The sequence below is a fragment of the Streptococcus sp. SP1 genome, assembly GCF_030440005.1.
Taxonomy (GTDB): domain Bacteria; phylum Bacillota; class Bacilli; order Lactobacillales; family Streptococcaceae; genus Streptococcus; species Streptococcus parasanguinis.
In genome coordinates this window covers 43,243-59,183 of the sequence record NZ_JAQFJJ010000010.1, presented here as the reverse complement: position 1 = coordinate 59,183, position 15,941 = coordinate 43,243, and the positions used below count along the sequence as shown (strand labels likewise).

Sequence of the window (15,941 nt, the reverse complement as noted above, 5' to 3'; positions counted from 1 at the left end):
TCTTCATATTTTCTTTCAGAATCATCTTTATTTTAACATATTTAACAGAAGTTGTTGTTTTTTTTCTGCAACATTTCAAAAAATAGGTAAAAAACTCTAAAGCCCAATTGGGCAATAGAGTCTAAGATTTGTTAATAATTCCGAATTCTTCTTTCTTCTTCTGCTCTTGGGCCGCACGATGGTTATCATATAAATTCACCAAGAATTTCACAATTTCTTTCCCAATTGAATAGACGGGGATGGCGACCACCATACCAATAATTCCGTAGATATTACTAGAAAGCAATAAGAGGACCATAATGGTAATCGGGTGAACCTTCATCACGCCTCCAACGATGCGAGGATAAAGAATATTTCCATCGATCTGCTGAATGATCAACATATAGATGACCGCTTTAATCATCATGTCCATATCTGTGAAGGCATAGGTAATGATCATCGGAATCAAACCAATGGTCGGCCCTACATAAGGGATGAGATTGGCAAGTCCAGAAAAGATAGCAAAAACCAAAGCATACTTCAAGCCAATAAAACTATAGCCGATATAAGCTAGTGTTCCAATGATCAAAGCATCAATCGAAATACCACTAATGTAGCGAGAGACCGTTTCATTCAAACTAACCAAGAGGCTTGAAATGTGGAGTTTGTCATTACGTAAAATGGTTCGCTCTAACATCGGCAATAACTTCTTCCCATCGACCAAGAAATAAACTAGGAAGATCGGTGTCATGATTAAAATAAAAACCGTATTGACAATAGTGTTAACTACACTTCCCAAGCTGTTTGTGACACTATTTAAGAGATTTTGAAGGATATCCATATAAGAGAGATTCAATTGTTGAATCGTTGATTGGATATTAATATTTTGAAACAACGGATTGGTCGATAGTTTTCGAACCAAACTTTGGACTTCCCAATACAATCCTTGAGTCGAATTGATCAAGCTGGTTAACTGATTAATCAAGATTGGGAGCAGATAAAAGATTCCTAGACCAATGATACCAAATAAGAGAACCAAGGTAATCAAAATTCCAAACACACGCTTGATTTTTAAGTGTTTTTCCAACAATTCAACAATCGGATTGGTAATATAATATAAAAAGCCTGCAATTAAAAATGGTAAGAGGATGGTATTCAGGACAGATACAAATGGCGAAATCAAAGTCCCCATTGATTTCCAAATATAGAAAATCACCGTCAATAATAAGATCTCACATGTCCAGAATAACAATTTACTATTTCGAAACATTCCCTACCTCCTGTTTTCTATTCTACCATATTTTATGATAGAATAGAGGGGATTTTAATCAAAAGGATGAAGTTATGAATAATTTGATTGAACTACAAGACGTCAATTTGATCCGCAATGGAAAAGCTCTTTTAAAAGAGATTAACTGGCAAGTGAAAGAAAATGAATGCTGGGCCATTTTAGGCCTCAATGGGGCAGGAAAATCGACTCTCCTCAAACTTCTCATGTCTGAATATTGGGCTAGTTCTGGCCAGGTAACTGTCCTTGGAACCCGCTTTGGAGAAGGAGGCATTCCTGAGTTGCGTAAGCGTATTGGGATCGTTAGCTCCTTTATTTCAGAAAGACTGCCAGAGCATCTTTTGACAGAACAAATTGTCCTAACTGGTCAATACAAGAGTAGTATTTTATATGTTGCATACGGGGAGGACGAACTGAATTGGGCACGGGATATGCTAACTTCAATTGGAGCTAGCTCTTTGATCGGCCGCAAATACCGTGAACTCTCCCAGGGAGAAAAGCAGACCGTCCTCATTGCACGAAGCCTCATGGACCAGCCAGATCTGATCATTTTCGACGAAGCTTCAAGTGGATTGGATCTCTTTGCCAGAGAAAAACTACTCCGTCAGATCCATCATATCAAACAACTGGATCACGCGCCAACCATGATCTACGTCACCCACCATGCAGAGGAAATTACAAAAGACATGACCCATGTTCTCCTACTCAAACATGGCCGAGTGGTCGAGCAAGGACCAAAGGAAAACATCCTAACTCCTCATGTCCTTAGCAAGTTTTATCAAGCACCAGTATCCCTTATTGATCTTGGAGATGAGCGACTTTTTGTTAAACCAGATATCAGGAATGACAAAGACAATGAATCTAAATAATCCTATAACAAAATAGTGCTAAGACAAATGAGCTTAGCACTTTTTAAATCTTTAAATATCTTTTCTAGATGACCTTACTATCAGTATGAACGCTACACCGAGCAAGAATAACCCTAGAATTTCCAAAGCTATCATGATCTTTGTACCAGTTTCTGGAAGGAATTTCTTAGAGGTAGACTTGCTAGTTTTCTCTGGTTTCCCTGGTTTTTTTGGACTCTCTGTTTTTTTAGGTATATTCGGTGTTGTAGGTGGGGTAGTTGGCTTATGACTATTGGTTAGAACGATATTATTTCCATCTTGTACCGTTTCTGTCACTACATAACCTTGAGGTACTTCCACTTCACGAACCGTATAGGAAATCGCTTTTCCTTTAGAATTCTCAGGGAGATTTGAAAAAGTATAGGTCCATTTATTGGCTTCACTTAACTCAACTACAGCTCCACTCTTTTGACCATTTGCATATAGTTGTACCTTGATCGTCTTAGGCCGAATTCCATCCTTGTTATTTTCATCATCCCAATATTTAGTTACAGTGAGATGCGTCTGACCCGGTACATAGGTATTGGTCAAGATATAGTTAACTTGGTCAATACTTGCAGAATAATCTGACACCTTTTCTTCCTCAAGGGTGTAGACAATTTCTCGACCATTTTCATATTTTGGAAGATGATCAAAGCTACCTGTCCAAGCTGTGGTAGCTGTTACAGTTCTGCTCTCAACCTTCTTTCCATTCGCAAGTAAGTTAACAATAATAAAGTTCGGACGTACACCATCTTGATTATCAAAATCTTTCCAAATTTTTGTAAATGGAACAGAGACTACTTCTGGTGTATAGGTATTTGTGAGATTATACCCCTCTACACTTGTTTCATAGTCAGGGACACCTTCTTCCGAGATCGAATAATCCACTACTTGACCGTTTTCATATTTTGGAAGATCTTTGAACTGATAGTTCCAGTGACCGTCTTTATCCGATTTGACTGTTGTTTGATCAATCTTCACACCATTTGCAAGTAGATTTACTGTAATTTCTTTCGGACGTTTTCCATCTCGATTATTGTCATCCTTCCATATCTTACTACCAGATACTTCTATCGTTTCCAAAGTATTCACAAGGACGATATGTTCCATGTCTTCATTATTGGTAGCTTCAACAGTTGAAATATAACCTGGTACTCCTACTTCTTCTACAGAGTATGTTCCTGTCTCATCCAATTCCGTAAAAATACCACTCCATTGGTTATCAGCATTCAATTCTAATGTCTTGCCTTCTACCTCAACTCCATCTTTTAATAACTTAACTGTAATAGAGCTTGGTCGATTCTTATATTGGTTATCCTTATCGTTCCATTTTTTTGTCACCTTAAGTTGACGATGATTAGCCTTTTCATTAGAAATAGTCAGTGTCAATACTCTACTATTTACATCATATTGGGAATTTTCTGGACTAAAATCATTTTCTGAGATAGATACAGGGTCTTTCAACAATTGATAGCCATTAGGAGCTACAACCTCGGTCACCGTGTAATTATCTCTTAAAAGGCCTGAAACAATCAAGTCACCATTGGCATCGCTTGTAAATATTTCTGACTCTTGACCATTTTCGGTATGCGTAATCGTTTGGTTATTCGATACACGCGTGATCTTAAATTGAGCCCCCTGTAAAGGATCACCATTATTATTTTGCTTATGGAGTTTGATGCTATAAATATAGCCATCTAATCGTCCTCCAGGAATTTGCCATAATACTTTTGATTGAGCTCTACTCTCTTCAATTTGATAACCATTTAGGGTAACTTTATTATCAAATTTTTCACCATCTTTTGGTGAATAGTTTAGTTTTACATTATAACGAATACGATAGGAGTCATTCTCTGAAATATCCCCTAATTTTATTTCAAATGTTTTATCAGAAGGAAATGCAATCTCATATGGTACAGATTGGGCATTTTTAAAGACCCAATCACCACTTTCCCACAGCCATTGCCCCTTCTCAACAATAAACGAATTGCGATCATATTGCGCATTAGAGAATTGTAGTGTATCCCGTATAATTGCATTTTTAATATTGGTTGGTTTACGATTGACTCCAATTGTATAATTTATAATCGGATCATTGGTATCACGATTGATAGAGCCTACCTTCGATATTGGATAATTTTGGGGTTGTGCTATACCGATATATTTAACGGGAGGTTGAGGTGGTGTGGTTTGAACCACTTTGTTCTCTACAATCAAATTGATTGGAATTTCTTTTGCATTTGGTACTAACTTATGATCTATACGAACATAGAAAAAAATATTTCCTGTGATATCAGAGTTATGTTCCACATAATCAGTATAGGTAAGAACTATTTTCTTTCTATCTTTGTCTACTTTTGCAGATGCAGCAACCTGACCTTTCCCATCTAATACTTCAAAATCCTGACTATTAATGATCAAATCTGTTGGAACCGCAATAGTTGTTGTATCTCCAGCTTTAACTTGATGATTTGGAAGTTTTAGTGTGGCATCAATTCGAAAAGTCGCCCATGGTTCTAATGACCAATTTAAAAGTCCTCCTTCATTATTAGTATATTTCACACTTGTAATCACATCATCAACTGCTTTTGGAGTATTGACTGCCGCGACTCTATCTTCTCCCGATGTTGATAGAGTTCCAGAAACAGGATCATTACTATTACTTAAAGCTTCACTTGCTAGTACGGCCTCTGTACTAGAAGAAGACGTGGTGGTGGTCTCTGCCAATATACCTACTGGCATCGCAAACATTGAAGAGACCAGAATGAATAGACTTGCTAGATGTATCCATTTAGCAGGCCATTTTTTTGTTTCCTTTAACCGTTTCATAAAATTTCCTTTCCCACTTGAGATAATCCCCAAAAAAACAATGGATCGAATACCGAATAAATTAAAAAATATATCCATATATACTCTGCTATCCACCTCGATTATAGTACATTTAAAATAAAAGTCAATACTTTATCGCTGTTTTTTATCAAAAATATTCCCTTGAAATCTATAGCCTTGGAATTTTAGTGAAACTCATTTGAAAGTTACAATATTTATTTTCCAAATAGAAAAAAGGAAGGGCAAAATGTGGCTCTATAATTTCTGTAGTGGGTAAAACCACCATAGGAATTATGGAGCCTATTTTGTTGTAGAAAAAAAGTCCCATAAGACCTATAATGAAAAGTGACCAAACCATCATTAGAAAGAATCTTATGGAACAATTAAATTTTATCACAAACTTACTCGGAATTAAAGGCAAGAACATCAAAATCTTGGATTATCTTGATGCTGGAACGCATAAAGAAGTCATCGCTAAGCTCGATTATCCTGCCCCTAAATGTCACAACTGTCAAGGACAAATGGCTAAATATGACTTTCAAAAAGAATCTAAAATTCCCTACCTCGAATGTGCAGGATACAAGAGTCTCATTCGATTGAGAAAACGTCGTTTTCGTTGTAAAGTCTGTGGGGAAATGGCTGTATCAGAGACCTCCTTAGTCAAAAAGAATCACCAAATCTCAGCGATCGTCAACCAGAAAAGTACTCAAAAATTAATCGAGAAAGTCCCTATGACGACTATCGCAGAAAGTCTATCTGTCTCTACTTCGACAGTCATTCGTAAATTGAAAGAATTCAAATTCAAGACTGATCTCAACTACCTTCCAACTCACATGTCTTGGGATGTATACAGTTTCAAGAAGGGTAAGATGAGCTTCATTGCACAGGATTTTGATTCCAGAAAGATCATAACTATCCTGAATGGGCGGACTCAAGTAACTATTCGCAATCATTTCCTTCGCTATTCTAGACAGGTGAGAAACCATGTGAAAATCATTACCATGGACATGTTTAGCCCCTACTACGATATTGCCAGAAAACTTCGCTTTCGAATTTCAAGGCTCAGGCTGAAACAGTCCCCCAGACTGTTTCACTCCCAAACGCTAAAATCGTTCTGGATCGTTTTCACATTGTACAACATCTAAGTCGTGCTATGAACCGTCTTCGCATCCAAATCATGAATCAACTTGATCGGAAATCGCACGAATATAAGGTACTGAAACGTTACTGGAAACTCATTCAACAGGATAGCCGTAAACTCCGTGTTAAACGTTTTTATCGCCCTACTTTTCGCTCACACTTGACCAATAAAGAGATTGTAGAAAAGCTTCTTTCATACTCTCAAGAACTTAGACAGCACTACGACCTCTATCAACTATTACTCTTTCATTTTCAAGAGAAACAAGCTAACCATTTCTTTGATCTTATTGAAGAAGCGATTTCTTGTGTAAATCCTATTTTTCAAACTGTTTTTAAGACCTTTTTGAAAGACAAAGACAAGATCATGAACGCACTGGAACTGCCCTACTCAAATGCAAAACTAGAAGCTACCAATAATCTTATCAAAGTCATCAAGTGCAATGCTTTTAGCTTCCGAAACTTTGAAAACTTTAAAACTAGAATCCTCATTGCTTTGAACATCAAAAAGGAGAAAACCAAGTTGGTCCTCTCCAGGTTATAACTTTTCATCAACCAACTACAGTTGACAAAGAGCCAGATATTAAGCTTCATCTTCTTTTTTACGTTTCGCAACCAAACCTAGACCTACAAGACCAAGTGCAGCACCAAGTGCGGCAACTCCAGATTTAGATTGTTCACCAGTGTTTGGCAACTCACGACCTTTAGGTTTTTCTGGTGTTACCGGTGTTGGCGGTGTTGGCGGTGTTGGCGGTGTTGGCGGTGTTGGCGGTGTTGGCGGTGTTGGCGGTGTTGGCGGTATTACCTTATTGTTAAACTCAGTATCTTCAGGCATTTGTGAAGTAAGAGTCAACACTTTACCATCTTTAGTTACAGTAACTCCAACAGTCGCTACCATCTTATCGTACTCAACTCCAGCATCTGTACCTTTCACTTCTTCTACGTGATAGATATAAGTACCTTCTTGACCACGTTTGAACTCAAGAGCTGAAAACTTGATCTTACCTTCAGCATCATTGCTTACAGTTTCAATCACATTTCCTTTTTCGTCCTTCAGAATAAAACTAAACTCACCAGCCTTCAAGGCACGACCATCAAGTTTCTTAGTGAAATTAAACTGTGCTTTAACTGGAGCTACAAAGTAGTTATTGAAAATTGTGTCATCTGTACCAGTTGCTTCACCTCCCGATGCAATCATTTCAGTCTTAGCACTTAAAAGACCTGTAGTAATATCTTTAGTAACAGTAACTTTAACTGCGATAGTCATACTATCATAGTCGATGTCTGTATCTGCTCCGACTACTTCACGAACAGTGTAAGTATGAGTTCCTTCTGTTGCGTATGAGATCGCATCAAATTGGATATTTCCATGAACGTCATTCTTCTTCGTTTGAATGACAGTGCCATTTTCAAGCAATTCAAAGGTGAAGGCATCGGCTTCAAGCGTTTTTCCTTCCAATTTCTTAGTGAAATTGAATTGTGCTCTTGTCGCACCTGGTGTGAAGGTATTATTGAACTCTGTATCTGTTGGAAGTGCTTTGGTGGCTGTAAGGGTATGACCATCTTTCGTTACAGTCACTGTAACCTCTGCCTTCATTGTGTCATAACTCATTCCTGCTTCTGAGCCAGCGACTTCTTCTACTGTATACTTGTGAACACCTACTTCCTTGTTCTTGTATGTGAGCGCATCGAATGAAACTTTACCATCGACACCATTAGTCTTCGTTTGAAGAACCGTACCATTCTCATCTTTCAAGACGAAGCTGAACTCACCATCTTTAAGGGCACGTCCTGCCAAGACTTTACTAAAGTCAAATTGCGCTGTCACTGGGGCTACCGCATAGTTGTTAAACTCGCTATCCGCTGGCATAACAACATTGGCTGTCAAGATACCAGTTGTTGCGTCTTTTGTGACCTTAACTGTCACTTCGGCGTTCATAGTATCGTAATCAATATCTGTATCTGTTCCGGCTACTTCACGAACAGTGTAGGTATGTGTACCCTCTTTATCATATGAAATAGCGTCAAATTGGATCGTGCCGTCTGCCCCATTCTTCTTCGTTTGGAGAACTTGACCATTTTCAAGCAACTCGAAGCTGAAAGCATCTGCCTCTAGGGCTTTGCCTTCAAGTTTCTTCGTGAACTTGAATTGGGCACTGGTTGCCGCCGGTGTGAAAGCATTATTAAATTCGGTATCTGTTGGAAGAGCTTTGGTCGCTGTAAGGGTATGACCATCTTTCGTGACAGTAACTGTTACCTCTGCCTTCATTGGGTCATAACTCATTCCTGCTTCTGAACCTGCTACTTCTTCTACAGTGTACTTATGCACGCCAACTTCATTATTCTTATATGTGAGCGCATCAAAGGCTACTTTACCTGAAGCATCATTGGTCTTCGTTTGAAGTACTTTACCAGTCGTATCTTTCAAGACAAAACTGAACTCGCCATCTTTTAGAGTGCGTCCGGAAAGAACTTTACTAAAGTCAAATTGCGCTGTCACTGGGGCTACCGCATAGTTGTTAAACTCGCTATCCGCTGGCATTACAACATTGGCTGTCAAGATACCTGTGGCTGCGTTCTTAGTGACCTTAACTGTCACTTCGGCGTTCATAGTATCGTAGTCAATATCTGTATCTGTTCCGGCTACTTCACGAACAGTGTAGGTATGTGTACCTTCTTTATCATATGAAATAGCGTCAAATTGGATCGTGCCGTCTGCCCCATTCTTCTTCGTTTGAAGCACTTGACCGTTTTCTAGCAACTCGAAGGTGAAGGCATCTGCCACAAGGGCTTTGCCTTCAAGTTTCTTCGTGAACTTGAATTGGGCACTGGTTGCCGCCGGTGTGAAAGCATTATTAAATTCGGTATCTGTTGGAAGAGCTTTGGTCGCTGTAAGTGTATGACCATCTTTCGTGACAGTAACTGTTACCTCTGCCTTCATTGGGTCATAACTCATTCCTGCTTCTGAACCTGCTACTTCTTCTACAGTGTACTTATGCACGCCAACTTCATTATTCTTATATGTGAGCGCATCAAAGGCTACTTTACCTGAAGCATCATTGGTCTTCGTTTGAAGTACTTTACCAGTCGTATCTTTCAAGACAAAACTGAACTCGCCATCTTTTAGAGTGCGTCCTAACAAGACTTTACTAAAGTCAAATTGCGCTGTCACTGGCGCTACCGCATAGTTGTTAAAGGTCTTGTCATCTGTACCAGTTGCTTCGCCACCTGTTGAGGTCATCTCTGTTTTTGCTATTAATAGACCTGTTTCCTCATCTTTCGATACAGTTACTTTCACCGCAATCGTCATATCATCGTAGTCTACATCTGGCTTATCACCCTTCACCTCTTTTACTGTGTAGTTGAAAACACCAACATGATCAAATGATAAGTCACTGAAAGTAATTTTCCCATCAGCTTTGTTAGTAACAGTTTCATTAACATTGTTATCACCAGTCAGTGTAAAGCTGAAATCACCCACATTTAGATTACCATTTGAAAGGACTTTGTTAAATTCTAGGCCTACTTTTACTGGGGAAGGAGTGTAGGTGTTATTAAATTCGGTATCCGTTGGCATAATTGTATGAGCTATGTACGAATTACCATCTTCATCTACTGTGATACTCACTTCTGCTTTCATTGCATCGTAGTTAATACCTGCTTCCGTACCTGGCACTTCTTCAACCGTATAGTGATAAATACCAGCATGGTTAAATAACTGTGGAATGAAGGTAATATGTCCAAAACTATCATTCTTTTGTGTATCAACCACATTACCACTTTGATCAATTAGGTTAAATGTGAATTCACCAGCCTTTAACTTTCTTCCTTCAAGACGTTTTGTAAACGCTAAATCAACCCTTGCTGGTTGTTTTGCCTTTGAAGCTGAACCTGAACCACCTGCTTTAAATGCAAAAGTTGCTTGGTAACTTTGTTCTTCACCAGAGTTGTAAGTGATTTTGATATTATTACCGTGTTTTTCTTGTAACTCCTCATTGGTATCAGGTACATTTTTTAATCGCGTCATATAGCGAACATAAACAAGCTCATTCAATTGCGCTATCTTGAAAGAAAAACCAGTTGGGCTTTCTTTGATATTTTCCAATAATTGAATCGCATTACCTTTGGAAACCCATGGAGAAATTGACTGAACTCTTTCAGCTCTAAGAGCTTTACCGTTCCATAAATCTACATTATCTGAAGGAATAGATGTCGCAAGTCCTAAACGCCACGTTTCTTTCGTTTTAGTATCAAATTCATCCAAAACAGGATCCCCATCTTGAACTAGGACTTGGTCATCTGGAAGCGTATCAATTAGTTGGTAATTTGTCAAAACTTGAGGAGCTACCAAACTACCTGAGTTTAGACGGATAGTCCATCTGATTAGTTCAGGATGACCAGTTACCGCTTCACCATATTTTGTTACCTTTGTTTTTTCTACCGGTACAGGAGCACTCTCCGGACCTACTGTTACTGTAATTTTTCGTCCACTAAAATTGAGTTCTGTTGGAACATTTGGTTTAACATATGATTTCCAACCGGTACTAAAGGTTAAGGTAAATTGTTTCGCAATTTTGTTTTTCTCATAGTAATCTGTAAAAGTAGTTATCACTTTATTACTGATAGAGTCTAGAAAAGCATTACCAATTACTTCACCACTAGGACCAGTTACATCATAATGCAAACTCGTAGGAATTCTAATTGCATCGGGAATATCGACAACGACTTTATCATTTTGTTTTATCTCTAATTCATCAGGTAGTTCCATATGAATGACTGTTTCTGCAGGAGCATATAGACTGTTCCCATTTGGAAAGTTTACTTCAACATTAGGATTTTTCACAGTAATTGTGTCACCTGTTTTTTCATAAGTTGTTGTACCACCTGATGAAGGCAATTCTCTTTTAGACCGTCTTGACCTAGTTGTAGGTTGTGATTCAGTTTTTTTCTCGCTAGCTACAGGCACAGAGCCTTCGGCACTGGCTTTTGAAGTTGGAGAAGCTGACTCAGCTGGTGCAACACTAGTGCTAGCTGGTGTTGCAACTTCATTTGATTGTTTTTCAGTCTTTTCCCCTTTAACCACATGTGCAGGGGCTTCGGCACTATCTTGTGAAGTTGGAAGGGCTGATTCACTCGGCGTAACACTAGTGCTAGCTTGCGTTACAACTTCATTTGCTTCAAGACCAGATTCCTTGTGTCTCTCGCCTTGATTCTCTTGTGCGACAACTGAAGTTTGTGAATCTGTATTATTCTTCACTTCGTCCGCATAAACGTTTCCTTCCACAAATACCAGTGTTGATAACAACACAGAAGCAACCCCGATAGTGTACTTTCTAATAGAAAAACGTTCTTTAGAGTCGGAAAATATATTTTTCATGCTTTTTTCTTCCCAGTTAGTGTTAATATTTTGTTTAAATTGTACCACCTTTCGCTTCCATAGGCAAATATTTAAAAATTTCTTCAATTATTTTCAACACGTGGAAAATTTATGAAAATATTACAAATATCTACAATTGACAAAGAGCCGCTTTTCTTCACCCACTACAGTTGACAAAGAGCCTATATACTCTGCTATCCACCTCGGTTATAGTACATTTAAAATAAAAGTTCAATACTTTATTGCCACTTTTGTCGAAAAAGCTCCCCTAAAATCCTGCATTGTGAATTTTTGTGAAACTCATTTGAAAGTTACAATATTTATTTTCCAAATAGAAAAAAGGAAGGGCAAAATGTCCAACCTTTAATATATAGTTATCAAAACAGTTGATTGTTCAATGGGCTACCTTGAACCAGTAGATAGAGCTTGAGAAGCAAATTACTTAGGTCCTCATTTTCTTTTTTATATCAGAAAAGGAGCTAATGGACGAACCGAGTATCTCATATCTACGATGACTCAAACAGTCCACTAAAAGAATTAATCCTTGCAAAAACGAGGAATTTTCTTATAAAGAACTATCGATTCCGTGCATACTCGATCATATCATATGGGAGAGTATTAGCACTTTCTCTTAAGGAATAACTTTCTAATTCATTGACATTTTGTCGCATACGGCGTGCTTGCTTGGCGGTAATCAGGTGTTGCGCTTCATATTCAAAAATAATCTTACGCTCCAAATAATAGCCTCTCAACATTTCATCGATATTATTCGGTTTCACGCGATTAATAACCCGCTCCACAAAGGCTCCACTAGTAATAATGGCCGTCTCTCTCAGACGAGATTCTTGTAGAAAAGAGATCAAACTGCTCCTATAAACTCCTTTGAGGTCTTCCAAACTTTCGATGATGATTTCTGTATTAGCCAGATAGAGGGCTGCAATCTGGTCATAATCAATGGCCTCTAACTTGCTGTCTTCTCGGGTCAACCAGTTTCGCAAGCCAGACCCAAAAGTTAAGATCTCATGAACTAATAAACGCAAGAGACGGAAAGACACCAAGAAGTAATAGGTTAGACGATACGAAAGATTGCGATTGACACGTTGTTCCATATTGTGAAGATAGCGTTGGTAGACACGGTAGCCCCGCTCTCGAATCTTCCCTTCTTCATAAGCCTGTTCCAAGCCGTCACTTTCAATACTCAAAATCAGGAGCTTCAACTGTTCCCAATCCTTTTGAATGAGCCTGTTTTCTTGGCCTAGAATCAAGTTTTCTATGCGACCATGGTAGTTATCAATCGCCGCATACAAAGGGCCCTTGTGCTTACTATTCTTTAGATCTGCTTCTAATTCCATGACAACATCATTTAAAATCGCGATCTGCATCAGGTAGTCATTGGTTTCTTCCTTGTCTTCTGATAATTTTGGAAGTACCACTAAGCCTGCAATAAAGCTAACAAGGGTAACTCCTGCCACCAAAAAGAGTAGGATAGGGTATTCTTTTTCGATCTTGGTTGGAATCAAAAGAATCGTCGCAATCGAAACCGTTCCCTTCACACCCGAAAAGGTCAGCAATAAGGCATCCTTTAGATAATTTCTCAACGATTTTTTTAGTCGAACCGTTCGGAACCAATAAAAGAGGTAAACCATGACAAAACGAATCAAAAAGAGCAAGGCTGTCAAAAGAAAGACAGAAAGAACTAAAAGAAGATTATTGTAAATGGGACTACTTAAGATGGGCTTGGCGATCATTTCCAATTCCATTCCTAAGATGACAAAGACCGACCCATTTAAGATAAAGTTGACCGTATTCCAGACAGTATGACTCACAGTGTCTACCCGCGCTTCAAGGAGGGTAATATGCTTAAAGCGACTGGCTTTTAGGATCCCTGACACAACTACTGCAATGATACCAGAGACATGGAGTTCTTCTGCTAGGAAGAAGGTCAACAAAGGGAGGCTCAGTTCTAATAACAATTCACTGGCAATATCACTGGCGCGAACACTCAAGAGCAAGGTTTGCAACCAACGGTTCACAAAGGCCGTCAAGATCCCCACTGCAAATCCTCCAATAATGGAGATTCCTAAGGAAATCCCTGCCTCTCCAAGGGAGAAACTTCCGGTCGCAAGGGCTGCCAAGGCCACTCGAAAGGCAACTAGACCTGAGGCATCATTTAGTAACCCTTCGCCTTTTAAGATATTCGAAACCCGCTTTGGAAAGGTAAATCGCTCAGACAGAGAAGCAAAGGCTACTAAGTCTGTAGGCCCAAGGGCTGCCCCTACTGCCATACAGGCTGCTAAAGGAAGGCTCAGCCATAAGGAGTGAGCTGCCCAGCCCAAACTAATGGTTGAGATAAAAATCACTGGAAAAATCAAATAGAGGATGACCCGCCAGTGCTTTAAGACGGAAGTAATATCTGCTTCTTCTGCCTCTCGAAATAAGAGAGGGCCAATGACCAGCGCCAGAAAGAGCTCGGTATCCAGATGAAAATTTTCTTCTGGCACAAAGAGGGCCCAACCAATCCCTAGTAAAATTTGAATCAAGGGCAGAGGAAGGCTTGGCACAAGTTTATTGGTGGCATTTGAGACGATCAAAATCATCGAAAAGATCACTGCATAAAGGAGTAGTTCCATATCACTCCCTCCTTAGCGTTCTTGGCAGCAGGTCTCAAATTGCTGTTTTAACTCCGCAATCTTTTGGTCTGTCTTGGTTACATCCTTGTGCTCAATCTTCTTTTGGCACCGTTCCATCTCAAGCGAAACCAATTTCTTTTTTATTTTGAGCATCTTTTTGGTCATATGAGCTTCATCATAAAAACCTATTGCACGCTCGTGGATGGTTGATTCGACAAAATGATGTCTCAATCCTTCGATTTTATTCTTTAAATATTCTTTATCCATGACGGTAGCTTTCTAATTTTTCGATCATGACCAAAAACGGTGGCTGATTCACTTGATTCAGTGTCCGGTAGATGGTCGCTGTATAGTCTTTTTGAGGGAGCTGACTGACAAAGTCCAGCACTGCATCACGCTCGATGTCTCCTCCCTCATGACCATAATAGATCATAATAGCCATTCGCCCACCTTTTTCTAGGCGAGCACAGATTTTTTCCATCGCTTCAATCGTGGTAGCAGGAAGAGTAATGACCGACTTATCTGCAGATGGCAGATACCCCAGATTAAAAATAGCTGCTTTTAGTGTCTCCACATATTTGTCCACATGCTGGTGGCCATCCAAAATCAACCGGACATGTTGAAGACCCAACTTTTCCAATCGTTCTTGGGTATTTACAAGTGCTTGTTCTTGAATATCAAAGGCATAGACCTGGCCTGTTAGTTGGGCTAAAAAGGCCGTATCATGTCCATTTCCCATGGTCGCATCCACCACCACATCTTCTTTGGTGATGACTTCTGCTAAAAATTGATGGGCCATTTCAAGTGGTCGAAGCATCAGCAGTCTCCTTTTCTTCTAGCTTACATCCTTGGGTACTTCCACGCCGACGCATTTCAGTTTCAATAGCGTTTAGGACTTCCCATTTGTTGAGGCTCCACATAGGGCCAATCAACATATCCCGTGGGGCGTCCCCTGTAATCCGGTGGATGACAATGTGTTTGGGGATGATCTCCAACTGGTCACAGATGACCTTGACATACTCCTCCTGGCTCATGAGTTGAAGTCGTCCTTCATGATAGTCCCGTTGCATCCGTGTATTGGTCATCAAATGCAAGAGGTGTAACTTGATGCCATCAATTTCATTATCGGTCACACAACGGCGAACATTTTCCACCATCATCTCATGCGTCTCCCCAGGAAGGCCATTGATCAAATGGGAGACGATCTCTGCCTTGGGCACCTGTTTGCGAATACGCTTGACTGTTTCAACATAGAGATCATAACTATGGGCCCGATTGATCAATTCAGAAGTCACCTCATAAGTCGTCTGAAGACCCAACTCAATCGTCACATGCATGCGCTCTGTCAGCTCTGCTAGGTAGGCCAAGGTCTCATCTGGTAAACAATCCGGACGCGTACCAATGTTGATTCCTACCACTCCTGGTTCATTGATGGCCTGTTCATACCGCTCTCGAATGACTTCCACTTTATCGTGGGTATTGGTGAAATTTTGAAAATAGACCAAGTACTTCTTCACATCTGGCCATTTCCGATGCATAAAATCAATCTCTTTGTAAAACTGTTCTCGAATCGGAGCTTCTGGGGCCACAATGGCATCTCCTGAACCCGAGACCGTACAAAAAGTACAGCCACCATGGGCGACTGTTCCGTCTCGATTGGGACAATCAAAGCCTGCATCAATAGGGACTTTAAAGGTCTTTTCTCCAAATAAGGTTCGATAATAATCATTCAAGGTATTGTAGGATTTCATACCCTTCATTATAGCAAAAAAAGAGTCGAACTCAAAACGCGAGTTCAACTCCTATTTGTT

Annotated in this window: 8 protein-coding genes and 1 pseudogene; 2 read left to right on the top strand and 7 right to left on the bottom strand. The window is 39.6% G+C overall.

The features are described from left to right. Nucleotides 1-121: 121 nt before the first annotated feature. Nucleotides 122-1,249 (bottom strand): AI-2E family transporter, encoded by a 1,128-nt coding sequence (locus PCY07_RS06570; RefSeq protein WP_301355618.1) that lies wholly within the window; start codon nucleotides 1,247-1,249, stop codon nucleotides 122-124. A gap of 74 nt (nucleotides 1,250-1,323) precedes the next feature. On the opposite strand from PCY07_RS06570, the gene PCY07_RS06565 reads away from it, so the two are divergent. Continuing rightward, nucleotides 1,324-2,136, top strand: coding sequence for an ABC transporter ATP-binding protein (locus PCY07_RS06565; RefSeq protein ID WP_301355617.1), 813 nt, complete (start codon nucleotides 1,324-1,326; stop codon nucleotides 2,134-2,136). A gap of 51 nt (nucleotides 2,137-2,187) precedes the next feature. Here PCY07_RS06565 and PCY07_RS06560 read toward each other — a convergent pair whose 3' ends face one another. Then, on the bottom strand, nucleotides 2,188-5,064 hold the full coding sequence (locus tag PCY07_RS06560) for a Cna B-type domain-containing protein (RefSeq protein WP_301355615.1): 2,877 nt from the start codon (nucleotides 5,062-5,064) through the stop codon (nucleotides 2,188-2,190). Nucleotides 5,065-5,360: 296 nt separating this feature from the next. On the opposite strand from PCY07_RS06560, the pseudogene PCY07_RS06555 reads away from it, so the two are divergent. After that, nucleotides 5,361-6,667, top strand: a pseudogene (locus PCY07_RS06555) (transposase). 39 nt (nucleotides 6,668-6,706) lie between these two features. Here the strand turns inward: PCY07_RS06555 and PCY07_RS06550 are convergent. The 5 genes from PCY07_RS06550 to PCY07_RS06530 form a co-directional block, all read right to left on the bottom strand. After that, nucleotides 6,707-11,500 (bottom strand): FctA domain-containing protein, encoded by a 4,794-nt coding sequence (locus tag PCY07_RS06550; protein WP_301355613.1) that lies wholly within the window; start codon nucleotides 11,498-11,500, stop codon nucleotides 6,707-6,709. Between the two features lie 575 nt (nucleotides 11,501-12,075). Beyond that, the gene (locus tag PCY07_RS06545) at nucleotides 12,076-14,130 is read right to left on the bottom strand and encodes a sodium:proton antiporter (protein ID WP_227197994.1); all 2,055 of its coding nucleotides are present in this window, start codon (nucleotides 14,128-14,130) and stop codon (nucleotides 12,076-12,078) included. 12 nt (nucleotides 14,131-14,142) lie between these two features. Continuing rightward, nucleotides 14,143-14,397, bottom strand: coding sequence for a hypothetical protein (locus PCY07_RS06540; protein WP_023918874.1), 255 nt, complete (start codon nucleotides 14,395-14,397; stop codon nucleotides 14,143-14,145). Continuing rightward, nucleotides 14,390-14,947, bottom strand: coding sequence for a class I SAM-dependent methyltransferase (locus PCY07_RS06535; protein WP_301355607.1), 558 nt, complete (start codon nucleotides 14,945-14,947; stop codon nucleotides 14,390-14,392). Before PCY07_RS06535 ends, PCY07_RS06540 begins: the two co-directional genes overlap by 8 nt. Beyond that, nucleotides 14,931-15,890, bottom strand: coding sequence for a TIGR01212 family radical SAM protein (locus PCY07_RS06530; RefSeq protein ID WP_227197990.1), 960 nt, complete (start codon nucleotides 15,888-15,890; stop codon nucleotides 14,931-14,933). The genes PCY07_RS06535 and PCY07_RS06530 overlap by 17 nt, the downstream gene beginning before the upstream one ends. Between the last annotated feature and the right edge of the window lie 51 nt (nucleotides 15,891-15,941).

Excerpts from the sequence above, each read along its gene's own strand:
- PCY07_RS06570 (WP_301355618.1), bottom strand. The coding sequence starts at position 1,249 with ATGTTTCGAAATAGTAAATTGTTATTCTGGACATGTGAGATCTTATTA.
- PCY07_RS06565 (WP_301355617.1), top strand. The coding sequence starts at position 1,324 with ATGAATAATTTGATTGAACTACAAGACGTCAATTTGATCCGCAATGGA.
- PCY07_RS06560 (WP_301355615.1), bottom strand. The coding sequence starts at position 5,064 with ATGGATATATTTTTTAATTTATTCGGTATTCGATCCATTGTTTTTTTG.
- PCY07_RS06550 (WP_301355613.1), bottom strand. The coding sequence starts at position 11,500 with ATGAAAAATATATTTTCCGACTCTAAAGAACGTTTTTCTATTAGAAAG.
- PCY07_RS06545 (WP_227197994.1), bottom strand. The coding sequence starts at position 14,130 with ATGGAACTACTCCTTTATGCAGTGATCTTTTCGATGATTTTGATCGTC.
- PCY07_RS06540 (WP_023918874.1), bottom strand. The coding sequence starts at position 14,397 with ATGGATAAAGAATATTTAAAGAATAAAATCGAAGGATTGAGACATCAT.
- PCY07_RS06535 (WP_301355607.1), bottom strand. The coding sequence starts at position 14,947 with ATGCTTCGACCACTTGAAATGGCCCATCAATTTTTAGCAGAAGTCATC.
- PCY07_RS06530 (WP_227197990.1), bottom strand. The coding sequence starts at position 15,890 with ATGAAGGGTATGAAATCCTACAATACCTTGAATGATTATTATCGAACC.